The following is a 22,936-nucleotide window of genomic DNA, read 5'->3' as shown; positions in this document are numbered from 1 at the left end:
TTACTGTGCGGATCGACGGCAAATCATCTGAAATGTAACTGTTTCGTGAAGATGTCCGTGAATCTGCGTCCATTCGATTGGCATCGGTGCCCCTCGTATGGGATATTCGTGACTACGACACGCTGGGCTCAACGAAAGAGCCCAACGTAGCTAAATATGAGTCAAAGGAGACTTTTATGGCACGCCGTATCCCCGAAGACCCCATGATCGCCAGCATCGTGAACATGGTGCGAAGCGCGCAGTTCGATCGCCGCCAGATGCTTAAAGGCGCAGCAGTCGGAGCCGCTGGACTCGGTGCGCTCACGCTCGCCTCGTGCGCCCCTGGAGGCGGTGGAGGAGGCGGCGACAGCAAGAAGAAGCTCGTCTGGGGCAACTGGACCTACTACCTCGACTTCAACGAGGAGACTGGGAGCTACGACTCCCTCGACCTCTTCACCGAGGAGACAGGTATCGCCGTCGACTACATCGAGGACATCGACGACAACAACACGTTCTATGGCAAGATCAAGGACCAGCTCGAGCTTGGCCAGCACACCGGCTACGACGTCATCACGTTCACGGACTGGATGAACGCCCGCCTGATCCAGGCTCAGCAGGTGCAGGAGTTTGATTACGCCAACCTGCCGAACGTCACTGCGAACCTCGTCGACGCGCAGCTCAATGCGCTCGACGCTGACCAGGGCCGAAAGTTCACCATCCCCTGGCAGTTGCCCGCCTCCTGCCTCATGTGGGACACCGAGGCCGTTCCCGGCGGCATCAAGACGCTCGACGACTTTATGCAGCCCTCACTCAAGGGCAAGGTCGGCGTGCTCACGGAGATGCGCGACACGATGGGAATCATCCTCGCTGGCCTCGGCTACGACCCTGCAGGTACCTGGGGTGACAAGGAGTGGGGCGAGGCGATCCAGTGGCTTGACGATGGCATCCAGAGCGGCCAGATCAAGAACGTGAAGGGCAACTCGTACACCCAGGATCTGGAGCGCGGCGACACCCTCGCGGCGATGGTGTGGACCGGCGACGTCGTGATGATGAACGCCGAGTCGCCCGACGGACCGCGCTGGACAATCGAGGTGCCCGAGTCGGGCGGCATGATCGCAGCCGACTCCTTCACAGTTCCGAACGGCACCGAGGCGGCGAAGAAGAAGCTCGCAGAGGAGATGATCAACTTCTACTACGACCCCGAGGTGATGGCGGCGGTCGCAGACTACGTGACGTTCGTGCCGCCTGTGAAGGGCACCCAGGAGGCGATGCGCAAGCTGAACCCTGAGAACGCAGACAACCCGCTCATCTTCCCGTCAGAGGAAGACTGGACTCGCCTGCACAGCTTCCGCTCCCTCTCACCCGAGGAAGATAAGAAGTACTCCGCCGAATTCCAGAAGGTGCTGGGGCTGTAACCGATGGCTGCGAGTAACTCATTTGCCGAGTCAGGAGCTGACCTCGAACTCGTCGGAATCCAGAAGCGGTTCCCAGGGTTCACCGCGATCGAGAACCTCGACCTCACGATCCCGGCCGGCTCCTTCTTCGCGCTGCTCGGCCCGTCTGGCTGCGGCAAGACAACGACGTTGCGGCTCGTGGCTGGGCTCGAGGAGCCGAGTGAAGGGCAGATCAGGATCGGTGGCACAGACGTCACCGCGCTGAAACCCCACAAGCGCCCGGTGAACACCGTGTTCCAGTCGTATGCGCTGTTCCCGCACATGTCGATCCTTGAGAACGTCGCGTTCGGATTGCGCCGCCGGAGAATCGGCGACCCGGTGGGGAAGGCTCACGAGGCGCTCCGTCTTGTCGAGCTTGACCACGTCGCTGATCGAAAGCCGGCACAGCTCTCGGGCGGTCAGCAGCAGCGCGTCGCACTCGCACGCGCGGTCGTGAACCGACCAGCCCTGCTGCTCCTCGATGAGCCGCTGGGCGCGCTCGATCTGAAGCTTCGGCGGCAGATGCAGCATGAGCTCAAGGAGATCCAGCAGGAGGTCGGCCTCACCTTCCTCCACGTCACGCACGACCAGGAGGAGGCCATGACTATGGCCGACACCGTCGCCGTGATGAACAAGGGCAGAATCGAGCAGATGGGCGCCCCGGAGGTGTTGTACGAGCTGCCGAAGACAGTGTTTGTTGCCAACTTCCTGGGCCAGTCGAATCTGTTCGTTGTGCAGGTGACGGCGGAGAGCGGCGACGCGATTCACTCTTCGCTGAACGGCGACAGGATCACGGTTCCGCTCGCGCGCACTGAGCGCACGACGGGCACCCTCACCGTCGGTGTGCGGCCTGAGAAGATTCGGCTGCACAGTAGCGCGCCGACGGAGTCTGCCAGCGTCAACGTGATCGGCCCCGGCAGGATCACCGATGTCTCGTTCAGCGGCGTCAGCACGCAGTACACCGTCGAGGCGCCGGAGTTCGGTAAGGTGCAGGTCTTCGCACAGAACGTCGAGGCTGGCCCGGCCGCGCGACTCGGCGACGAGGTGTGGCTGAGCTGGCTCGTCGAGCACACGTTCGGCCTCGCCGACGACGAGACCGACACCGGCTCGATCACTGCCGAGTTCTCGACGCAGGCGATTGCCGCGCAGGCAGCCAGAGCCGAGTAGGGGGTCACCGCCATGGCGTTTACGGCATTCTCCGGAAACACGAAAGCGGTTGAGCAGCACCCGCGCAGGCAGGGGTGGGTTGTCCTCCTCCTGCTCGCGCCCGGCATCGCGTACATGCTGCTGTTCTTCGTCGCTCCCTTCATTCAGCTCGCGCTCACCGCGCTCCAGGCCCCCGCAGCATCGGGCGGGATCGGGCAATACGTCGCCGCACTCGAGTTCGGCAACTACTGGACCGCGCTCAGCGAGTACTGGCCGCACCTTGTGCGCTCATTTATCTACGCGCTGTCGGCGACGATCATCGGGCTGCTCATCAGCTACCCGCTGGCGTACCTCATCGGCGTGAAGGTTCGTTCGAAGCCGATGCTGCAGGGGATCCTGCTGATCCTCGTCGTCGCGCCGTTCTTCATTAGCATGTTGCTCCGCACGCTCGCGTGGAAGTCAATCTTGCCGAGCGAGCTGATCGGCACGCACTTCTCGGTGATCTTTGGCCTTGTCTACAACTTCATTCCGTTTATGGTGCTGCCGATGTTCGCGTCACTGCAGGCGCTCGATCTGCGGCTCCTCGAGGCAGGATCTGACCTGTACGCGTCGCCAGTGACAACGTTTCGGCGCGTCACGCTGCCGCTCTCGATGCCAGGCATCGTGTCGGGCACGCTGCTGAGCTTCATTCCGATGTCCGGTGATTACGTTGTCGCGTCGCGTGAGTTCTTGGGCGGCACGAGTACGGCGATGATCGGCAACGTTATCGAGTCGAACTTCTTGCAAACGCAGAACTACCCGATGGCGGCAGCGCTGTCGATCATGCTCATGGTGATCATCCTCATCATGATCGCAACGTACGTGCGAAAGAGCGGGGCGGAGGATCTGCTGTGAAGAAGTTCAGTCTTGGCAAGGCGTTCGTCCCGGTCGTCGGCGTGATCGGCCTCATCTACCTGCTCCTGCCTATCGCGCACGTCATCATGTTCTCGTTCAACGAGAAGCGTGGCCGAAACAACATTATTTGGAACGGCTTCACGCTCGAGAACTGGCAAAATCCGTGTGGAGCCCCGCAGGTGTGCACAGCTTTTGGCAACTCGATCATGGTCGGCTTGGTGTCGACTGTCATCGCGACGGTGCTCGGCACGATGATCGCGATCGCGCTCGTGCGGTACCGTTTCAAGTTCCGCTCGACAATCAGCCTGCTGCTATTCACGCCGATGGCGACCCCCGAGGTGGTGCTCGGAGCTGGACTTGCAGCGCAGTTCCTGCTCGCTGGGGTGGAGAAGGGCCTTGGAACCGTGATCCTCGCCCACGTGATGTTCTGCATCTCGTACGTCGTTGTCGCGGTGAAGGCCCGTGTTGCGTCGCTGAACCCTGCGATTGAGGAAGCGGGCCGTGACCTCTACGCTTCGCCTGGACAGGTGTTTTGGCGGATCACCCTGCCGATGCTCATGCCTGGCATCATCGGGGCGGCGCTGCTCAGTTTCGCGCTGTCGTTCGATGACTTCATCATCACGAACTTCAACTCGGGCACCGCAACGACATTCCCGAAGTTCATCTACGTGTCGGCGCTCAAGGGCGTGCCGGCGCAGGCCAACGTGCTCGCGTCGATCGTGTTTATTGGTGCCCTCCTGCTCGTGATTATTGTGCAGTCGGTCAATATCAGCAGGCAGAAAAAGCTAGCAACACGGTAACCAAACGTTCAGCGGTTCTTGAGCTATCCACGTGAAAGCCCGCTCGATGTCCGAAGATAATTCGGCGTGTCGGGCGGGCTTTTGCGTGGCGTGCCCGATGGGTGCAAGATGATCTCCTGGCGGAAGACAATTCCGCCCCCAGCAGTTGTCGCATTGGAGCGAAGAAGCCTGTGCGACTCTCGGTGTTTAGGAGAGCACATGACAAAGACGTTCACGCCCGCTGCAAAGCGTGGCGGGTCGCTCAAACGAAACCTTGGTTTGTGGGCCATTGTTGGCCTTGGCCTTGGCTACATGACTCCGACGGTCGTCTTCGACACGTTCGGCCTTGTCGCCCGCGACACCGACAACGTTGTGCCGCTTGCATACCTCGTCGCGCTCGTCGTGATGATGTTTACCGCAGTGAGCTACGGCAAGATGGCCGGTGCTATCCCGAGCGCGGGCTCGGCGTACACGTACGTGCGCGAGTCGATCCACCCGAACGTGGGCTTCATGGTCGGATGGACCTCGCTCATTGACTACCTGTTGCTGCCGATGGTGAACTGCCTCATCATCCGCAGTTACCTTGAGGCAGTGTTCCCGGGCACACCGGGCTGGATCTGGGTAGTGCTGTATTGCATCCTTGTGACCAGCGTCATCTATCTCACGATGCGCGGCACATCAAACCTCAACATGATCCTTCTCGTGTTCTCGATCGTTGTCATGGTCGTCTTTGTGGTGATGGTCTGGGCACAGTTGCAGGACGGCGCAGGCACCGGATCCATTGCTTCAACGCAGCCTTTCTTCCACGAGGGCGTCCAGATGAGCGCCGTGCTCACTGGCGCAACTATCGTGTGCTTCTCGTTCATTGGGTTTGACGCTGTCACCATGTACGTCGAGGAGGCGAAGAGCCCCAAGGTTATGCCGCGTGCGATCCTGCTCACGGTTGTGCTCGGCGGCGCGATCTTCCTGATCGCAGGCTACTTCACGCAGCAGCGCTTCCCGAACTGGGAGGAGTTCGCACCGGGCGGCGACATGCAGTTCGTTGAGGATTCGACGCTGCCGCTCATCGGCCAGTTCGTTGGCGGCCCGGTGCTGCAGGCAGTGCTCACCGCCGCTGGCTTCGCGGCGACGCTCGCCTCAGGTTTGGCTTCGCACGCCTCGGTGTCGCGCATGCTGCTCGTGATGGGCCGAAACAACGTGCTCCCGAAGAAGTTCTTTGGCTACATCAACCCCAAGACGCACACCCCGACCTTCAACATTGTGCTGACGGGTGTGGTGAGCCTCCTCGCAATGGCGTTCACGCTCGAGATCATCTCTGCGTTCATCAACTACGGTGCGCTCATCGCGTTTACCGCTGTGAACGTCTCGGTGATTGCGTGGTTCGCGATCAAGCAGAAGCGCTACAAGACACCGAAGGATTTCTTCTCGTACGTCGTGATGCCTGGCATCGGCATGATCCTCACCGGCGTGCTCTGGGCGAACCTCCATTTCGATGCCCTCGTCGGTGGCGTCGCATGGACGGTTCTCGGCCTGATCTACCTCGTATTCCTCACGAAGGGCTTCCGGAAGAAGGTCGCTGCCTTCGACGAGAGCCAGCCGGTGACCGGATACAACAAGGTGCCGGAAGACGCCGAGTAGTCGACGCGAGAGCTGGCCGGAAGGCAGTTCTTGGTGACACGAGGGGCCGCGCAGGGGAGATCCTGCGCGGCCCCTTCGCGCTGCTAGCGGGTGTGGACCGGGGAGGGATCAGCGGCTGCCTGCTTGGCCCGAACCGCCCGTGCATCGCGAGCTTCGCGGCGGGTCACGGGGTCAAGCAGTGGCAGCGTCACACCGCAGAGGGGGCCGATGAGCAGCGCGAATGCGACAGTACCGAGCCCAACGTTTCCTCCGAGCAGCCACCCCACAAGGAGCACGGAGAGCTCGACTGCTGTCCGCGCGATCCAGATCGGCGTGCCAAACCTGTTGTGAATGCCTGTCATGAGGCCGTCGCGCGGCCCGGGCCCGAGCCTTGCGCCGATGTAGATGCCACTCGCGACGGCGAGGAGAAGGAGCCCCGTTGCGAAGAACACGATGCGCAGCCAGAGTGGTCCAGGTGTCGGCAGGAGCCAGAGGCCGAGATCGATTCCGGGGCCGACGAGCAGAATGTTGAGCACCGTTCCGAGGCCAGGGCGTTGCCGGAGCGGAATCCACAGCAGTAGAACCGCGAGCCCGATGAGGTTTGTGAGGATGCCGATGCTGAGCCCGGTGTGCGCCGCAACTCCCTGGGCGAAGACGGTCCATGAGTCGACGCCCACGGCAGCCTTGATCATGAAGGCGTCGGCGATGCCGTAGAGGATGAGGCCGGGGATGAGGCGAGCGAGTCGAAGGAGCATAGAACCAGTCCACTCCTTTTTGGCCTGGTCATCAAGGGGCCAATCTGAGTAGAGTGGCCCCATGATCGCCCAACGACTCTCTGCGCGGCGCCTCGTTGACATGCTTGGCGACTGGCGCGGCTCAGGCCACAGCTACGTCGAGCTTGCAGACAGCATCTGGCTGCTCGTTCGTGACGGCGGCGTGCCGCTTGGGACCGCACTGCCTGCCGAGCGCCAGCTCGCCGAGACACTCGCGGTGAGCCGCACCACCGTGTCCGCGGCGTACCAGCGCCTCCGCGAACAAGGCTTGGCACAGTCGAAGCAGGGGTCAGGGACTGTCGTGCGAGCGCAGCGGAGACAAGCCGGTGCACCGGAATCCGCCGACGACGCAGAAATTGACCTGTCGGCGGCATGCCCGTCGCCCTGGCATGGACTCGAAGGGCTCGCCAACGCAGCGGTCGCCAGACAGCCGGAGTTGTTTCGCGAGATCGGGTTTGACACGATCGGAAGGCAGTCGCTTCGGGAGCGGATTGCCGCCCGTTACACGGAGCGTGGGCTGCACACGACGGCGGATCAGATCATGGTCACTCTGGGCGCTCAGCACGCCGTGTTTCTCATCGCACGCACACTGCTGCGTCGCGGCGATCGTACGCTCATCGAATCGCCGAGTTACCCGCATGCGCGGGAGGCCCTTACTGCGACAGGAGCGCTCGTGGCCGAGCTGCCTGTCTGGCAGAACGCCAGGGCAGGGGAGCGAGCTGAGGCCTCCGCATACAACGCCGCGAGCATCCTCGACATCGCTCGACGGACGTCGCCGAGGCTCGCGTATCTCATCCCCGACCATCACAACCCGACTGGCCAGAGCATGCCCGGCGAACTCCGAGCTGAGCTCATCGCAACGCTCACTGCCCAGGGCACTCACATCATCGCCGATGAGACCACCGCCGAGCTCGCGCTCGGCGGCACCCGAATGGCTCTGCCGTTCGCGGCAGCAGCATCTCAGGCACACCAGCAGGACTTCGTGATCACCGTCGGATCCCTTGGCAAAACCGTGTGGGGTGGGCTCAGGATCGGGTGGATACGTGCGACGCCGGAGCTCATCGCCCGGCTTGAGACGTCGCGCCGGGTCGGTGATCTCGGCACCGGCAGCTGGGAGCAACTGCTCGCAGAGCTCGCGCTCGACAGGTACGACGAGATTCTCGCCGATCGCTCGATTGAGCTCACCGAGCGCCATCGTGTGCTCAGTGAACAACTCGGTGCGCACCTGCCCGAATGGACGATGTCTCCCGTCGTCGGTGGAGCCTGCACGTGGGTTGACCTCGGCGGGCCTGCGTCAACCCGCCTCAGTCGAGATGCCGCGCAGCTCGGGGTATGGCTTCCGCCTGGATCGCGGTTCGGGAGCCCCGGGGTGTTCGAACGATTCGCACGGGTTCCGTTTACTGCCGAGCCGGCCGTTCTCACCGAGGCCGTCGCTCGGCTCCGTCTCGCCTGGAACAGCGGTGTGGGGTCGGCGACTGCTCCACACGACACAGCCGGCGGTCGCACTGCGGCGGGAATGTTCGGTGGTGATGCGCTCGCCGCAGTGATCTAGCTCTGAGCGGAGTAGACTTGACGATCATGCTTGAACAGGACTTCGCCGCAAGGATCCGCTCGCTCCGCTCGACGTACGCAGACATCGCGGAGGTCACCGACCTGCCGAAGCTCGACCGCGAGATTGCTGAGCTTGAGGAGCAGGCGGCAGCACCCGACCTGTGGGACGATCCGGAGGCCGCGCAGGTCGTGACGAGCGGGCTTTCGCACAGGCAGGCGCGTGTGCGAAAGGTGCGCGGCGTCGAGTCGCGCATCGATGACGTCGAGGTACTCGCTGAGCTCGCCGAAGAAGCCGGAGACGCAGACACTGAGGCCGAGGTGCTCGCTGAGCTCGCCGCCATCGAGACGCTGATTCAGGATCTCGAGGTCCAGACACTGCTGTCGGGGGAGTACGACGCCGAGTCCGCGGTAATGACGATCCGATCGGGTGCGGGCGGCGACGACGCAACCGACTTTGCGGAGATGTTGCTGCGGATGTACCTGCGGTGGGCGGAGGATCGCGGCTACCCGACGAAGGTGCTCGACACCTCGTACGCAGAGGGTGCTGGCATCAAGTCGGCGACGATCGAGATCGACGCACCCTACGCGTTCGGCACGCTCTCGGTCGAGGCCGGCACGCACCGCCTCGCGCGGATCAGCCCGTTCGGCTCGGCCGACAAGCGCCAGACGAGCTTCGCCGCAGTCGAGGTGATTCCGCTGCTCGCCGAGGCGACCGAGGTCGAGATCCCCGAGACCGACATCCGTGTGGATGTGTATCGTTCGAGCGGCCCAGGCGGTCAGTCAGTGAACACGACTGACTCCGCGGTGCGCATCACGCACATCCCCACTGGCATCGTCATCTCGATGCAGAACGAGAAGAGTCAGATCCAGAACCGCGCGGCTGCGATGCGCCTGCTGCAGGCCCGGCTGCTCATTCTGCAGCGCGAGGAAGAAGCTGCGAAGAAGAAGGAGCTCGCTGGCAACATTACGGCGAGCTGGGGCGATCAGATTCGCTCATACTTCCTGTACGGGCAGCAGCTCGTGAAGGACCTGCGGACGGGGCATGAGTCGACCCAGCCTGACGCGGTGTTCGACGGCGATCTCGATGGGTTTATTGCGGCCGGTATCCGCTGGCGGTCACTGAACAAGTAGCGGGTGCGTTGCTGGCGTCATAGTCGCTTCCGGGCTTGCACAAAGGTTTCCGAGAATGCTTGGAATTCGCGCGCGCCTCAGCAGGTATTCACCAAACGCCGCGTAGTCTCTGTGGCGTTATGATCCTCTTTGAAAACGTCACCAAGAAGTACCGCGGCACGCAAAAACCCGCGCTCGATTCGGTGGATCTCAAGATCGACCGCGGCGAGTTCGTCTTCATCGTCGGCGCGTCGGGCTCCGGTAAATCGAGTTGCCTGCGGCTCATTTTGCGTGAGGATCGCCCGACCTCGGGGCAGATTCACGTCGCCGGTCAGGATCTCAGCAAGATCTCATCGCGCAAGGTTCCGTACTTCCGCCGCGGCCTCGGCACGGTCTTCCAAGACTTCAGACTGCTCGCGAACAAGACAGTGTTCGACAATGTCGCGTTCACCCTGCAGGTCATTGGCAAGTCCCGCGGCTACATCCAAGAAGCCGTGCCTGACACCCTCGAGATGGTGGGGCTTACTGGCAAAGCAAAGCGGTTCCCGCACGAGCTCTCTGGCGGTGAGCAGCAGCGCGTTGCGATTGCCCGGGCAATTGTGAACAAGCCGGCGATCCTGCTCGCCGACGAGCCGACAGGCAACCTTGACCCGGCGACGAGCCTCGGTATCATGCAGCTACTCAAGGCGATCAACGCCTCGGGCACGACGGTGGTGATGGCGACCCACGAGGCGACCTTTGTCGACATCATGCAGCAGCGTGTTGTCGAGCTCTCGCAGGGAGTCGTCGTCCGCGACGATGTCGAGGGCGGCTACGGTCACACGGCATCGATCCCGATCGCCGAGCTCACAGACACCGGCGCCCGCGTGCTCCGCACCTCGGAAGAGGTCGTGCGCCAGGCGCTCGCCCCCGACATCGAGCGGCTACGCGCGCAGGATGCGGCGGCAGGGGTGACGCCCGGTGACGTCGACATTCAGCTCCCCGACGCCATGCCCTCGGCCGCCGCTGAACAGACACTCGACCCGATTATGGAGGACGAGGCAGAGCCGCTCGCGACGCGGCTCGAAGAAGGCGCAGACTTGAACGTTCCACCACCGCCAGACGAGGCGGTGCCCGGCAAACGCATACCGTCATTCCTCGAGCCCGACGTTGAGAGCACAGTGCAGGTGGCAGAGGCCGGCGGATTCGCCGAGCGGCTCGGCCTCAGCGACGACGATCAAGGGAATGTGGGGCCGACCCGATGAGATTCAGGCTCGTAGTGGGAGAGGTCTGGAGCGGCCTGCGCCGCAACCTCTCCGTCGTTATTTCAGTGATCCTCGTCACCTTCGTGTCGCTGACGTTTGTCGGCGCTGCGATTCTCATGCAGCAGCAAGTGCAGCAGATGAAGTCGTTCTGGTACGACCGCGCCCAGGTCGCGGTCTACCTCTGCACCTCGCACGACCGCAGCGCGACGTGTGACGGCAGCGATGCTGGAGAAGACGAGATCGCGGCTGTCGAAGCTGCCCTGCAGTCGGAGATGCTTGCGCCCTACATTGATGACTACTTCTTCCTCGACCACGACCAGGCGTACGAAGAGTTCGCCAAGCAGTTTGAGGGCAACCCGATCCTTGACGTCACGAGCCCCGATCAGCTCAACCAGACGTACTGGGTGAAGCTCAAAGACGCGGCGAAGTCGCAGATCATCCTCGAGACGTTCACTGGCATCCCCGGGGTCCAGAGCGTGAAAGACCAACAAAGCCTGCTCGATCGAATCTTCCTGTTCCTCGGGGTAGCGAGCTATACCGCGATCGCAATCGCGGGCCTCATGCTCATTGCGGCAATGCTGCTTATCTCCACGACGATCAGGCTCTCCGCATTCTCTCGTAGGCGCGAGATCGGGATCATGCGACTTGTCGGCGCCTCGAACCGATTCATCCAGACGCCGTTCATACTCGAGGGAATCATTGCCGCCCTCATCGGCGCGATCTTGGCGGGCGCCGCCTCCGTCGCCATCGTGAAGTTCTTCGTCCAGGGCTTCCTCGTGAAGGAAGTTCCGTTCACGAGCTACATCACTGTCGAGCAGTCGTTGATCGTGCCCCCGATCCTCATCGCGCTTGGCGTGATCCTTTCGGCGATCGCCGCCAAGATCGCGATCACCCGCTACCTGCGCGTCTAGCGCGACGGCTGACCGGTACCGCCCCGCCTGCATGGCACTGTGCCTGTGTGAGCGGGGCGGCACTGATTGCCCCGACTTGGGTTCGCGCCGCTCGGGGTGGCTCCGGTAGGCTGGATCCTTGCGTATGCAAGCGCACCAGACGCAGAGAGGGAGTGAAGATGCCCAAGGAGACCGGTGAGAAGCTCATCGCTTCGAACAAGAAGGCGCGCCACGACTACCTCATCCTCGACACGTACGAGGCTGGTCTGGTGCTGACTGGTAGCGAGGTGAAGTCGCTTCGTATGGGGCGCGCCTCGCTCGTCGACGGCTACGTGTTCATTGACCGGGGAGAGGCGTGGCTCGACGCCGCCTACATCCCTGAGTACCTCAACGGATCGTGGACGAACCACGCGCCGCGCCGCAAGCGCAAGCTCCTGCTTCACCGCAAGCAGATCGACAAGCTACACGAGAAGACTCGCGAGGGCGGCATGACGATCGTGCCGCTGCGGCTGTACTTCCTCGACGGCCGCGTCAAGGTCGAGATCGCGCTCGCGAAGGGCAAGCGTGAGTTCGACAAGCGTCAGACTCTGCGTGAGCAGCAGGATAAGCGCGAGGCTGAGCGGGCAATGCGGCAGCGCAACCGCGGTGCTGAGTAGGTCGCAGAGTATGGGGGATCACCTTCGCAAGGTCGCCGTCGTCATCTTGGACGGCGCGAAGCCACTTGATGTTGGAATCCCCGCGCAGGTCTTCACGACGAGGCCGAGCATGCCGTATGAGGTGCGCGTCTGCGGTGTGGAACCGGGGCTCGTTTCGGGCGGCGACGGGCTGTCGTACGCCGTTGAACAGGGGCTTGAAGCTCTTGCGGAAGCCGAGTTGATCTTCATCCCCGGGTACCGGCACCCAGACCGTGAGGAGCCGCCGGCGGCCCTCGTCGACGCCCTGCGTGCTGCCCACGACAGGGGCGCGCGCCTCGCGGCGATCTCGACTGGCGCGTTCGCGCTCGCGGCGACGGGGCTTCTCGACGGAAAGCGCGCGACGACGCACTGGCACTACTCGCGCATCTTCGCTGAGCGCTTTCCGCGTATCCAGGTCAACGAGAGCGTGCTCTTTGTTGACGAGGGTTCGGTGCTTACGTCGGCCGGGGCCGCGTCGGGCATTGACCTGTGCCTGCACATCTTGCGGGGCGACCTCGGCATGGCGAGTGCGAACCACGCGGCAAGGCGCCTCGTCGCGGCTCCGTATCGCTCCGGCGGGCAAGCGCAGTACGTGCGCAGGAGCGTGCCGCCGACGATCGGGGAACGGTTTTCGGCGACGCGCGAGTGGGCGCTCACGCACCTCGACGAGCAACTCACCATCGAGTCGCTGTCTCGGCACGCGAACGTGTCGCCGCGAACGTTCTCGCGGCGTTTTCGCGAGGAGACGGGCTATACCCCTATGCAGTGGGTGATGCGTGCCCGGATCGATCTCGCGCGTGAACTGCTTGAGAATACTGATTTCGGGATCGATGAGATCGCCCTCTCTGTCGGCCTCGGGTCAGGCGCGAACCTGCGGCAGTTTTTTCGCCGGGTGCTCGGCACGACGCCGAGTGAGTACAGGCGCACGTTTACCGCGGGGGAGTAACTGCCTCGACGATCGCGCTGGCGGGAAAGCCCGCTGACACTGCCGGTGGCGTGATCCTTGCGCGAGTGGGCGTTAATGCCACTTGATGCGCTTTCGCTTTCTCTTGAGAATGGTCTTAGTACCCCAAGAAGTCCGAGAAAGATGGATAAATGACAGCTCGTATTGCTATCAACGGTTTTGGCAGGATTGGCCGCGGCCTGCTCCGCGCGATCCTCGAACAGGGCAGCGATCTCGACCTCGTAGCAGTGAACGACCTCGGCGACGGCGACGCGCTCGCACAGCTCTTCAACTTCGACTCCGTCTACGGGCGGGCGAAAGATCGGATGCGCTTCGAAGACGGCCACCTCATCGTCGGCGATCGCAAGATCCAGATCATCGCAGAGCGCGAGCCCGCGAAGCTCCCCTGGGGAGAGCTGAACATCGACGTCGTCGTGGAATCAACGGGTCGCTTCACGAACGCGAAGGACGCGGCGCTCCACCTCGAAGCAGGCGCCAAGCGCGTGCTCGTGAGCGCGCCCTCGAAGGGAGCCGACGTGACGATCGCTCGCGGCGTCAACCAAGAGGCGTACGACCCCGAGAGCCACCGCATCATCTCGAACGCCTCGTGCACCACGAACGCGCTCGCTCCCGTCGCGCAGGTGCTGAACGACCTCGCAGGCATCGAGCAGGGCTTCATGATGACCGCCCACGCCTACACGGGTGACCAGAGTCTCGTCGATGGCCCGCACAAGGATCCGCGCCGCGCACGCGCTGCCGCACTGAACATCGTGCCCTCCTCGACCGGAGCTGCCAAGGCAATCGGCCTCGTGCTCCCCGAGCTTGACGGCAAGCTCCAGGGTGACTCGTTGCGCGTTCCCGTGCCAGTCGGCTCGATCGTCGAGCTCACTGCAATCGTGAAGCGCGACATCACCCGAGATGAGCTGCTCGCGGCCTTCAAGGAGGCAGCGGAAGGCCGCCTGCAGGGAGTGCTCGCGTATTCCGAGGATCCGCTCGTGTCGAGCGACATCGTCGGCGACCCGCACTCCTCGATCTTCGACTCAGAGCTCGCTCGTGTTGAGGGCAAGCTCGTGAAGGTATCGGCATGGTACGACAACGAGTGGGGCTTCTCGAACCGCGTTGCTGAGACGCTGGAGTTCCTCACGCGCTAGCGCGCGCTGGCTGGCTGGCTGGCAGGCGGGTGGGCCGGACACGGCCCACCCGCTGTGTGCTTTCGGGCGCATTCGCCCGCAGCGCAACCGGGGTGACTGTAGCTCGTCTTGTCCCCGTGCTATCCTGTAAGGCCTGGCTCGTCCAGGAACCTTGAGAATTCAACAGTGTGTGATGCGATTGTTCGCGGGTGGTGTACTCACCCGCACAGACGGGGCCGATCGGTTTCGACACGTCGATTTGAGACTGTGAGAAGCGGGCCGAGGACGCGGAGTTATCTCGTAAACGCCCTTCGCAACCAATAGGTGCCACTTCTAAGCGCACCGACTTCGCTCTCGCTGCCTAAGCACGAGACCGAGTCCGTCAGGCCGGGTGTGCCTCCGCCCCGGTTTCCTGGCGTCATCTAGGGGGCTTGCTGGTGCGTTGCGTCTCAGGGCGCACCGGGACTTTTGCTGAGACTGGGCCTGTCATCCTAGGTGTTCGTGACAAAGAATGGGGCCGAGTAGAACGTTTTCACGAACTACGCTCGTAGAAGGCATGGAATCGTCGAAGTGGACCGGGGTTCAATTCCCCGCGGCTCCACGAGCAAAACCATCACACACGTGGATCTCAACAAAAAGGCCGCCCGAGGGGCGGCCTTTTTGCGTGCTCTGAGGTGGGGCTGGCTAGTACCCGAGTTCACCAGGTGTGCATGTTATCGGCTGAATATATGTCGTGCGCCCTTTGCGGGCGGCATGTGAAGTGCAGATCCCATGAGTTATGGCTGGGCTGGGGCGGCGTGCCAGCCGCACCGCCTTGTCTCGCAGGGGCGTCGGTCTCTGGCAATCTGGCCCAGGCGTTGTTCCTGGGCCCTCATTCGGTATGTGATCTGCGGAATATAGGCTGCGAGAGTGGTGGGCTGGCGTTGGGAACCCTCATCGCATTGGGTGCAGGCGGGGCCGTTGCGCGTGCGGGGGCGTGCGAGGGCGGGTGCCGTGGCGTGACCCCGTTGCCAGTACCGCGCCCAAAAGCGCCCCCATCGGAGCAACCTAGGTTGACAAACTTGTTCCGAGCAACGTAGGTTGACAGCGTGACCCTTCAGCTTACCGACGTCGCGGCAGATACGACCGACCCGCGTGCGGGGCTCCGCGCTGTGACCGCGCTGAGAACCCTCGCCGACACACTCGAACTTAAGCAGGTCGAGGCCGCGCTCGCCTCGGGAATGAACTGGCAGGCTATAGCCGAGGCGCTCGGTGTCACCAGGCAGGCCGTTCATAAGAAATACTCGAAGCGTGTACATGCGACGCTCCGCGCAGGTCGAGGCGCGTGATGGGGAAGTTGAGCGCGGCCGCCGCGACGATGCACACCCTCTCGATGACAGCGATGGAGGAGGCTTCCAGGCTTGGCGCCCGCGACACTGACATCGACCACTTGTTCGTCGCACTCGTTGCTAGCGAGCAGGCGGCCGGACAGGTGTTGCGCGCACTCGGAGTGACGCTTCACGGAGCGCGGCAGGCGATCGCCGACCAGCACGCAGAAGACCTGGGCGCCATCGGCATCGACATGGCGCCCCCTCAGCCCGGGCCTATTGTCTTCAACGAAACCGGTGGCTACGAGTGGACCTCGCGAGCGGGCAAGGTGCTGAACAGCGTGTCCGAGAAGAACTCAGACGGTAGCGCAACCGCCGTCCTGCGTGCCCTCATTGACGAGCCGAGTGGCTTCATCTCCGGGGTCCTGATGAGGCTTGGCGTAGACCCACTGGAGGTCCGTGAACGCCTCGATGCCGCGGCGCGCATCCCTGACTTCGGCGGGGGTGCCGATGGCGCCGAGACTGTTGACTGGGCTGGCAGCGGGCAGGCCGGTTCTCCTGGCCGCACCGCTGCACCGGGGGAGGCCCCGCTGGGCCGAAGCCCCGGGGCCAGACCGCATGGCCAGGCCACTCCGAAGGCGCTCGCCCGGGCGGTCACCGGCTTCGTCCCGGCACCGCCGAACGCAGTGTGGGAGCTACTGGCTGACCCCGGCCGAATGCCCGAGTGGGAGGAAATGCTCGAGTCTGTCGACCCGGCGTCGGTCAGCCCGCAGCCCAGCCCCGGTGCCATGCCCGAGATCGGCGCAACGTGGGAGGGGAGGGGGCGCACGCACGCGCCTGACGGCAAGCCCCTCCGCACGCGAGCATCGCTGAACCGGATCGCTTTCGAGCTCGTCGAGGCCTCCGAGCCGGCCCGCGTTGCCTGGCGCCTTAGCTTTCCTGACGAACCAAACGCCAATACGCGGCTGCTCGAAATTCAGCTTGAACACGCGGCCGGCGGAACGGCAATTCGGGCACGCATCGCCTGGGAACGTAGCGTCGCGCGGCGGTCGCTACAGGGGTGGGCGTTGCGGCCTGTGACGCGCATGCTGTTGTGGCTGCAGGCGACGAAGATCGTTGGAGGCGTGAGCCGTGTCTTTCGGTCTGCTTAGCTTGGCGACCTGCCGCGTGACCGCGCCCGCGAGATGAGGAGCGCGATGAGTCGCCAGCCGAGCAGGAAGGCTGCCACTGTCAGGGTCGCGACGATCACAAACGGCAACGCCGTTCCTTGGCCTGTGAGTGCGCGGAACAGCATTCCGAGGGCGACCGTGCCGATCCAGATGGGAAGCCCGGTGCGCAGGATCGCGGCTGGGCGCCGCCATGCTGCCGCGAGAAGCCAGCTGATCGTGAGCCCCGCGAGAAATGGCCAGGCGGTCTCGAGCGGGCCGAACAGCGTCGCCTCGCGGGCGTGGCTCTCACGTCCGATCGCGGCGAACACGACGATGAGGATCGCGTCGAGCGCGAACGCGCCGGCAAACATAGCGGCGGACGCGGGTCGTGCAACTTGGGCTGAGTCTGGGGCTGTCACAGTTTGTTCAACTCGATTCGGTTCTGGCCGTGAGGGCCGTTACTTCCTGGCCGCAGCAACGGTCGTGATTACCGCATCGTGAAGGTGGCCGTTCGTGGCGAGCGAGCTGCCGTTCCAGGCGGTCTCGTTCCCCTCGATATCGGTGAAGCGCCCGCCCGCCTCGGTGACGATGGGTACGAGCGCCGCGAGGTCGTAGGGTTTGACGTCGAACTCGGCGACAATGTCGACGAGCCCTTCTGCGAGCAGCATGTACGACCACATGTCGCCGTACGCGCGGTCGCGCCAGGTCGCCTGTTCGAGCGCGAGAAGCGAGTCAAGGTAGCCGGCGAGCCGCCACTGTTCGATTGACTGGAAGCTCAGCGAGGCGTGCTCAAGGTCGCTCACCCCGGAGACGTGCAGCTGGCGAGGATCCTTCCCGACCTCCTGGCCCCAGGCGCCACCGCCGATCTCTGCCCACCAGCGCATGCCGAAGCCGGGTGCCGAGACCACGCCGACTGTCTGTGTGCCGTCGACCTCGAGGGCGATGAGCGTCGCCCAGTTTGGCACGCCGCGCAGGAAGTTGGAGGTGCCGTCGATCGGGTCGAGGATCCACCGGCGTGTGCCTTTGTCTTCGCGACCGGACTCCTCGCCGAAGAACCCGTCCTCGGGCCGCTCTGCTTCGATTCGCGCCCGGAGAGCATCCTCGACTGCCTTGTCGGCGTCGGTCACGAACGTGCGATCAGGCTTGGTATCGATACGTAGGTCTGCCGCCCGGAACCGGGGGAGTGAGATCGAGTCCGCAAGATCTGCGAGCTCGAGCGCGAACTCGAGATCGGCGGACGGGGATGAGGGCTGCTGTGGCATGAGACTCCGTCGTTGTTCGGGGGCCGTGCGGCGTGAGTACCTCTCCCCAGCCTAGCGCTCGAGGAATAGGGGGCGGAGCTTGGCAAGCTCGGCCTCCTCGTCGACTGTGCGATCCTTCGCCGCAATTCGCGCGATGAGTTCTGCCGCGGATCTGCGGACGAGTTCGCGCAGGTACCGACTCGCGTCGGGCGCCGCTTCGGCATCGTCGGCGGTGGCGATCAGTTGCGCGGTGGCGACGCGCTTCGCGGTCGAGACCCGCGGGTTGCGCAGGCCCGTTGCGCCGTCGCCCGGCGTGACCTCGCCCCCAATATGCAGAAACAGATCAATGTCGTAGGCGAACTCCGCGTCGGCGAGGTTCCTGGTGATTCGCTTTGGCTCACCGTAGTAGGCCTCCTGGAGAGTGGTGCCCCCAAACACTGTCCTGAACGAGAGCCGGCCCGGTGCCGTCGTCGAAGAATTGTCCATATCGGCAGAGCCTACTGAACGCGTTGGACGTCCGCTAGCGCGGCACTCGGGGTCAGTTGAGTGCGATGATCCCAATGTTCAACGACGTCGCGAAGAGCAGCCACAGCAGGTAGGGCACCATGAGCCAGGCCGCCACCTTCGACCATTGTGCGGCCGAAAATGCAAAGGCGATGACGAACCCGACGAGCGCGACCATGATGGCGAGCGCAACCCACCAGGCCGCCTCGCCGACCACTGGATACCCGGCAAAGAACACCGGGGTCCAGGCGGCGTTCAGCACGAGCTGGACGGTGAAGAGCGTGAGTGATGTGCGTGCGGCGTTCGGCGCGCTGGCGCGCCACCCGCTGCGCCAGACGAGCCACCCCGCTGCGGCGATGAGCACGTAGAGGACGGACCATGCCGGGCCGAAGACACTGTTCGGCGGGTTCCACGGGACCTTCGTCGCCTCCGCGTACCAACCCTCGGTGTTGGGGATGGTCGCTTGTGACCCGAGGAAGGCTACGAGGGCGACAACGGCGAGCAATGCAATGCTGGTAGCCGCCTGACGCTGAACTGGTGGATGCTGGGTCATGTGTCACCGTCCTCATCTTTGGCCCACACAGTACCAATTGAGCGCGGCGAGGGTACAGGGGGTTGACATGGGCGTTCGCGCCCGGATGTTGCGGGCGTTCAGAACCTCGGGCAGGGGGCGGCAAGACCTGGCTGGAGTTCCGTCATCACTGGTTTGTCGTCTCGGCTAGCGCGAATTGGTCCGTGCAACAGCTACTGAGGGGTGCTGCTCCTGCAGCAGTTCGGTCTGCTGCTCAAGGGAGGCTACTCGTTTGTATAGGTCATCCAGGAGTAACGTGATCGACCAAGGTAGATCTGTGCCGCTCAATACGCCAAGTGCTTCCATGACTTCGGCGTCCTGTAACCGATCTGTGCTCATGACGCTACTGTAGCGGGGATAACCCTTTGTGTGAATCATGGTTCACAATCTGGGGAGCTTCTTGCCAGCCCGGTGCGAGCCTATTTCATGTGGAGGGCAAGGCCTGCAAGGCCCCGACCCTCCATTTGCCGTTCGTGTCGGTCGTGTTGGTATTCGCTAGGCAAGTGCCGAGATTTGCCCCCGCGGCCTCGAGTGCATTGAACGTGATCTGCACATAGTTGGTGATTGCCTTGTCACTATTGTTCGAAACATGCCCACTGATCGTGGTGGAAATGCCGAACTCGTCAGGCGCGATTGTCCAGTCGTCATCCAAGGTGAGGCATTCAGTGGGTTTGGGTGTCGCTTCTGGTGCCGGCTCGGTGTGGCCTCTGGGGTCGGCGTTCAGCCCGTGGTCTCGAATACGGCGGCCAGAAGAGGCCGACGCCACCGGCCTCAGCAGCCAGGGGACTATGCTCGCCTCGGGCTACTCGCGGTTGTCACTAGCTGCGGCGGGACGCGCTCTCTGGCCACGCTGATCTCCCTTCCAGGGCGGGCAGCAGAGCGGTGAGCCTTCAATAGGGATCGAGCCTGCCAGGCCTTTGCTCCTCGGCATGCTTGCGCAAGGCCGACAAAACAGCGCCACGGATCACTGCCCACAGGATGAGTAAGCCCAGCAGAAACCCGCCGAGGTAGATGGCCCACACTGCCACCATCATTGCGTTCAAATCAGTCATAGCGAAACCATACCTGAGAGTGTGCAATACCCTCAGGGTCGTATTTCGTGCCTCGATCCGTCGTGTCGGCACTCTAGAGCCTGCGGCGTCGGGGGAGTAACCCGACTGGTGCTCGAGTCCTCGATCGGACGGTGGTCCCTAGAAAGCCTGAGCAGCACGCCGCCTACGTGGCAGTCTTCTTGCGAGCTCCAGTAGTGCAATGCCCGACGCCCCACAGGCAATGATCGCGGCAATGGAGAGTGGAAGATGGAACTCTTCACGTCCGATGGCCGCGAACCAGATGTGAATCCCGGCAGTTGCGAGGCCAAGCGAGCCGCACAAGACCGCTGCGTGGAGTTCCCATCTCCCGCCCATAAGTAGCTCGCGGTATCCAAACAGGATTGCCCCGACTGCCAGCGCGTTAAGTACGAGAAAGCCTTGGACGCCACCTGGCACCCCGAACATATCCCATTCCTGCCAGTACGCTGCGTCAATCTGGTGGATGATGAGCGCCAGGAAACTTGTCTCGTAGCAGCGATAGATCGCGAGAGGCATGTCGCGGGGTGGGTGCTGGTTTCTGGCGGTGTCGCTATTGGTGTGCACTGTCTACTCCCGAGAAACCAAAAAGCCCCGAGATCGTGATGATCTCGGGGCTAATCTGTGCGCCCTCACGGGCTCGAACCGTGGACCCGCTGATTAAGAGTCAGCTGCTCTACCAACTGAGCTAAAGGCGCTTGCTGCGGTGTGCAACGGGATATACGATAGCACGCAAATTTTCTACTAATCAAATCGGCTTCGAAAACTGTGCATCCCGCGTGTGCCGCGCCCTGGAATTGGGGCCGTTCTGGGCGCGACACGCCGCGATACGGGGCCAACGAAACAGGCCTGCTCAGTCCACAACGAGGTTTGCCTGGGTGATCGGCCGGTTCGCCCGCTTGCGTTGTCCCGGCATGAGCACGGCGGCTGCCACAGCGACCGCGATGAGCGAAGCCACCATGACCGAGAGGCGGCCGGTGTCGATGTCGCTTTCGTTGCTGAAGCTGAGCTCCGAGACAAGCATCGCGACGGTGAAACCGACGCCCGCGAGTGCGCCGACACCAATGACCTCACGCCAGAGCACTGAGGAGCCGAGCGTCGCGCGGGTGAAGCGGGTGAGGAGCCAGGTGGTGAGTGTGATGCCGAGCGGCTTGCCGATCACGAGGCCAAGCATGATGCCGATCGCGATCGGATCGAAGGGGAATCGAGAGGCCCCGCCGAGCGACACTCCAGCAGCGAAGAGCGCAAAGATCGGCACCGCGATGAACGCCGACAGCGGGTGGAAACGGCTGTTGAGGGTCTCTGCGACCTCGCCGCCTGTCTTGCCGCGAACAGGCACGAGGAACGCGAGGACGACGCCAGCGATGGTCGCGTGAATGCCCGAGTTGAAGAACAGCGCCCAGGTGACGATGCCGAGGGGGAGCAGGATCAGCCAGGCGCCCCACTTCGACCGCGCGAACCACTCGCCCTTCCACCGCATGAGGAACGCGAATACGAGGGCTGGCACTACAGCGATGAGTAGCGGTGTGAGGTTCACGCCGTCGGTGTAGAACACCGCAATGATCGCGATTGCGATGAAATCGTCGACGACTGCGAGTGTCAAGAGGAACATGCGGAGGGCTGGGTTGATTCTTGGCGCGATGAGGCCGAGTACCGCGACGGCGAAAGCAATATCGGTCGCTGTCGGGATCGCCCACCCGTGCGCGGTGTCAGTCCCTGCGTTGACCGCGAGGTAGATCGCCGCTGGGAACATGACGCCGCCGAACGCCGCAGCCACGGGCACGATTGCCGTGCGAGGTGATCGGAGGTCGCCCTCGACGAACTCTCGCTTGAGTTCAAGCCCGACCATGAAGAAGAAGATTGCGAGCAGACCGTCGGAGGCCCAGTGGCCCACGCTCATATGCAGGCCGAGCGCCTCCGGGCCGATCTTGAACTCACGAAGCGTCAGGAACCACTCGGCGATTGGGCTGTTCGAGGCGATGAAGCCGACCAGCGCGGCAACCATGATGATGAGGCCGCCAACGAATTCGCGGCGCAGCAGACGATTGATCCGGACGATCTCTCGCCTGCTGAGGTAGGCGAAGAGTCTTCTGCGCGGGCGTCGCTGGCTGCGTGCAGAGGGAGAGTGCTGAATTGGGGTTTCAGGGGTGGGGCTCGCCATTGAAGACTCCTCGTATGTGGGGTTGCTCGAACATCACGTCGACCAGACTTCCCGACACACCTAACCGCTGAAAACTATCGCATCTTGCCCGTCAATGGCAAGGGATGCGTGTGACGCGGTGCGACTACTCCGCGCCGTACTCCTCGTCTCGCTCCTGCATCGCGACACCTGCGATTGCGAGGACGAGCCCGGCGATCCAGACCCCCCAAACGATGAGTCTGCGCCAGTCACGCGGCATGGTGCTTGTACGGCGAGCCGTGGAGACAACGCCTGCAGCCGCGCCGAGTACGCCGATGTTCGTGAGGTACTTGCCGACCTCAATACGCTGCCGGGCCATGCGGCACCTCCTCTGCGGGATGACGATAAACGGGTGGATCGCCGTGTGGGCGTTCGATTCCACCCTAACGGCTGCCGGCTGGGCGGTGGGCTTCGCCGCGTGTCTAGGATACGCTGGGGGTATCGCGCAGGACTGCGCTTCATCACCACACAACGGAGGAATTGAGAAGACATGGCAAAGCAGAGCGAGGGTCTGTTCGAGGAAAGCTCACAGGGCTCGGTGAGTGCTGTCACCGCAATCGTCTTTATTCTTTCGTTTGTGCTCTCGATGGGTGGCATTGTTCTCGCGAGCTACGGCTTTAACCCGGCGATCGGTGCAAGCAATGAATTGTTCCTCTTCGTTGGCGGCCTTGTGCTCACAACGGTGGGCTTTGCACTTCCGTTTACGGTCCTGCCTGCGCTCGGGAAGTAGCCGAGCAGAATCGCCACTGAGGCGGG

Annotated in this window: 26 protein-coding genes, 1 tRNA gene and 1 other RNA gene; 16 read left to right on the top strand and 12 right to left on the bottom strand. The window is 63.2% G+C overall.

Going from position 1 to position 22,936, the window contains the following annotated elements; genetic code table 11:
- The first annotated feature begins 176 nt into the window (after positions 1-176).
- From ACF07D_RS10615 to ACF07D_RS10595, 5 genes are all read left to right on the top strand, one after another.
- Positions 177-1,394, top strand: coding sequence for a PotD/PotF family extracellular solute-binding protein (locus ACF07D_RS10615; RefSeq protein WP_391504884.1), 1,218 nt, complete (start codon positions 177-179; stop codon positions 1,392-1,394).
- Positions 1,395-1,397: 3 nt separating this feature from the next.
- On the top strand, positions 1,398-2,579 hold the full coding sequence (locus tag ACF07D_RS10610) for an ABC transporter ATP-binding protein (protein ID WP_391504883.1): 1,182 nt from the start codon (positions 1,398-1,400) through the stop codon (positions 2,577-2,579).
- Positions 2,580-2,591: 12 nt separating this feature from the next.
- The gene (locus tag ACF07D_RS10605) at positions 2,592-3,452 is read left to right on the top strand and encodes an ABC transporter permease (protein WP_255808147.1); all 861 of its coding nucleotides are present in this window, start codon (positions 2,592-2,594) and stop codon (positions 3,450-3,452) included.
- Positions 3,449-4,252, top strand: coding sequence for an ABC transporter permease (locus ACF07D_RS10600; protein ID WP_391504882.1), 804 nt, complete (start codon positions 3,449-3,451; stop codon positions 4,250-4,252). The genes ACF07D_RS10605 and ACF07D_RS10600 overlap by 4 nt, the downstream gene beginning before the upstream one ends.
- Before the next feature lie 198 nt (positions 4,253-4,450).
- Entirely contained in the window at positions 4,451-5,869 is a 1,419-nt protein-coding gene (locus ACF07D_RS10595; protein WP_391504881.1) for an APC family permease, read from the top strand.
- Positions 5,870-5,952: 83 nt separating this feature from the next.
- On the opposite strand, the gene ACF07D_RS10590 is transcribed toward ACF07D_RS10595, so the two are convergent.
- The gene (locus ACF07D_RS10590) at positions 5,953-6,603 is read right to left on the bottom strand and encodes a YitT family protein (protein WP_391504880.1); all 651 of its coding nucleotides are present in this window, start codon (positions 6,601-6,603) and stop codon (positions 5,953-5,955) included.
- A gap of 61 nt (positions 6,604-6,664) precedes the next feature.
- On the opposite strand from ACF07D_RS10590, the gene ACF07D_RS10585 reads away from it, so the two are divergent.
- The 10 genes from ACF07D_RS10585 (at position 6,665) to ACF07D_RS10540 (ending at position 16,621) form a co-directional block, all read left to right on the top strand.
- Positions 6,665-8,173 (top strand): PLP-dependent aminotransferase family protein, encoded by a 1,509-nt coding sequence (locus tag ACF07D_RS10585; RefSeq protein WP_391504879.1) that lies wholly within the window; start codon positions 6,665-6,667, stop codon positions 8,171-8,173.
- 26 nt (positions 8,174-8,199) lie between these two features.
- Positions 8,200-9,303 (top strand): peptide chain release factor 2, encoded by a 1,104-nt coding sequence (prfB, locus tag ACF07D_RS10580; RefSeq protein WP_119279001.1) that lies wholly within the window; start codon positions 8,200-8,202, stop codon positions 9,301-9,303.
- Between the two features lie 119 nt (positions 9,304-9,422).
- Positions 9,423-10,526, top strand: a complete 1,104-nt coding sequence (ftsE, locus tag ACF07D_RS10575) for a cell division ATP-binding protein FtsE (protein ID WP_391504878.1) — start codon at positions 9,423-9,425, stop codon at positions 10,524-10,526.
- A complete protein-coding gene (gene ftsX, locus ACF07D_RS10570) occupies positions 10,523-11,437 on the top strand; it encodes a permease-like cell division protein FtsX (protein ID WP_391504877.1) in 915 nt (304 codons plus the stop codon). The genes ftsE and ftsX overlap by 4 nt, the downstream gene beginning before the upstream one ends.
- Positions 11,438-11,595: 158 nt before the next feature.
- The gene (gene smpB / locus ACF07D_RS10565; protein WP_119278969.1) at positions 11,596-12,072 is read left to right on the top strand and encodes an SsrA-binding protein SmpB; all 477 of its coding nucleotides are present in this window, start codon (positions 11,596-11,598) and stop codon (positions 12,070-12,072) included.
- A 10-nt stretch (positions 12,073-12,082) separates the two neighbouring features.
- Positions 12,083-13,036 (top strand): GlxA family transcriptional regulator, encoded by a 954-nt coding sequence (locus ACF07D_RS10560; RefSeq protein ID WP_119278967.1) that lies wholly within the window; start codon positions 12,083-12,085, stop codon positions 13,034-13,036.
- Between the two features lie 149 nt (positions 13,037-13,185).
- Positions 13,186-14,184 (top strand): type I glyceraldehyde-3-phosphate dehydrogenase, encoded by a 999-nt coding sequence (gene gap / locus ACF07D_RS10555; RefSeq protein ID WP_119278965.1) that lies wholly within the window; start codon positions 13,186-13,188, stop codon positions 14,182-14,184.
- 211 nt (positions 14,185-14,395) lie between these two features.
- Positions 14,396-14,767, top strand: a transfer-messenger RNA (tmRNA) gene (ssrA, locus tag ACF07D_RS10550).
- 484 nt (positions 14,768-15,251) lie between these two features.
- Positions 15,252-15,491 (top strand): hypothetical protein, encoded by a 240-nt coding sequence (locus ACF07D_RS10545; RefSeq protein WP_119278951.1) that lies wholly within the window; start codon positions 15,252-15,254, stop codon positions 15,489-15,491.
- Positions 15,491-16,621 (top strand): Clp protease N-terminal domain-containing protein, encoded by a 1,131-nt coding sequence (locus tag ACF07D_RS10540; protein WP_391504876.1) that lies wholly within the window; start codon positions 15,491-15,493, stop codon positions 16,619-16,621. The genes ACF07D_RS10545 and ACF07D_RS10540 overlap by 1 nt, the downstream gene beginning before the upstream one ends.
- Here the strand turns inward: ACF07D_RS10540 and ACF07D_RS10535 are convergent.
- The 11 genes from ACF07D_RS10535 to ACF07D_RS10485 all read right to left on the bottom strand — a co-directional run bounded on the left by ACF07D_RS10535 (position 16,618) and on the right by ACF07D_RS10485 (position 22,499).
- Positions 16,618-17,037: a DUF3054 domain-containing protein gene (locus ACF07D_RS10535; protein WP_391504875.1), complete on the bottom strand. Its 420-nt coding sequence runs from the start codon at positions 17,035-17,037 to the stop codon at positions 16,618-16,620. The two genes, ACF07D_RS10540 and ACF07D_RS10535, sit on opposite strands and share 4 nt — an antisense overlap.
- A gap of 39 nt (positions 17,038-17,076) precedes the next feature.
- Entirely contained in the window at positions 17,077-17,880 is an 804-nt protein-coding gene (locus ACF07D_RS10530) for an inositol monophosphatase family protein (protein WP_391504874.1), read from the bottom strand.
- A 51-nt stretch (positions 17,881-17,931) separates the two neighbouring features.
- On the bottom strand, positions 17,932-18,345 hold the full coding sequence (locus ACF07D_RS10525) for a hypothetical protein (protein WP_391504873.1): 414 nt from the start codon (positions 18,343-18,345) through the stop codon (positions 17,932-17,934).
- Positions 18,346-18,397: 52 nt separating this feature from the next.
- Positions 18,398-18,916, bottom strand: coding sequence for a TspO/MBR family protein (locus tag ACF07D_RS10520; protein ID WP_119278941.1), 519 nt, complete (start codon positions 18,914-18,916; stop codon positions 18,398-18,400).
- A gap of 165 nt (positions 18,917-19,081) precedes the next feature.
- Entirely contained in the window at positions 19,082-19,273 is a 192-nt protein-coding gene (locus ACF07D_RS10515) for a hypothetical protein (RefSeq protein WP_391504872.1), read from the bottom strand.
- Positions 19,274-19,358: 85 nt separating this feature from the next.
- Positions 19,359-19,700 (bottom strand): FxLYD domain-containing protein, encoded by a 342-nt coding sequence (locus tag ACF07D_RS10510; protein ID WP_391504871.1) that lies wholly within the window; start codon positions 19,698-19,700, stop codon positions 19,359-19,361.
- Between the two features lie 124 nt (positions 19,701-19,824).
- Positions 19,825-19,986, bottom strand: coding sequence for a hypothetical protein (locus ACF07D_RS10505; protein ID WP_162920759.1), 162 nt, complete (start codon positions 19,984-19,986; stop codon positions 19,825-19,827).
- A gap of 138 nt (positions 19,987-20,124) precedes the next feature.
- Complete coding sequence (locus tag ACF07D_RS10500; RefSeq protein ID WP_391504870.1) at positions 20,125-20,568, bottom strand: DUF6713 family protein; 444 nt, start codon at positions 20,566-20,568, stop codon at positions 20,125-20,127.
- A gap of 58 nt (positions 20,569-20,626) precedes the next feature.
- A tRNA-Lys gene (locus tag ACF07D_RS10495) sits at positions 20,627-20,699 on the bottom strand.
- A 155-nt stretch (positions 20,700-20,854) separates the two neighbouring features.
- Positions 20,855-22,162 carry a Na+/H+ antiporter NhaA gene (nhaA, locus tag ACF07D_RS10490; protein ID WP_391504869.1) on the bottom strand — a complete coding sequence of 436 codons (1,308 nt, stop codon included), beginning with the start codon at positions 22,160-22,162 and terminating at the stop codon, positions 20,855-20,857.
- A 124-nt stretch (positions 22,163-22,286) separates the two neighbouring features.
- Positions 22,287-22,499: a hypothetical protein gene (locus tag ACF07D_RS10485; RefSeq protein WP_255808134.1), complete on the bottom strand. Its 213-nt coding sequence runs from the start codon at positions 22,497-22,499 to the stop codon at positions 22,287-22,289.
- Positions 22,500-22,670: 171 nt separating this feature from the next.
- Here ACF07D_RS10485 and ACF07D_RS10480 point away from each other — a divergent pair, with 171 nt between their 5' ends.
- Positions 22,671-22,910 carry a hypothetical protein gene (locus tag ACF07D_RS10480; RefSeq protein WP_391504868.1) on the top strand — a complete coding sequence of 80 codons (240 nt, stop codon included), beginning with the start codon at positions 22,671-22,673 and terminating at the stop codon, positions 22,908-22,910.
- The last annotated feature ends 26 nt before the right edge of the window (positions 22,911-22,936 follow it).

Origin of the sequence: Leucobacter sp. NPDC015123, assembly GCF_043080205.1 — a bacterium.
Lineage (GTDB): Bacteria > Actinomycetota > Actinomycetes > Actinomycetales > Microbacteriaceae > Leucobacter > Leucobacter aridicollis_A.
This window is presented reverse-complemented; position numbering and strand designations above follow the sequence as displayed.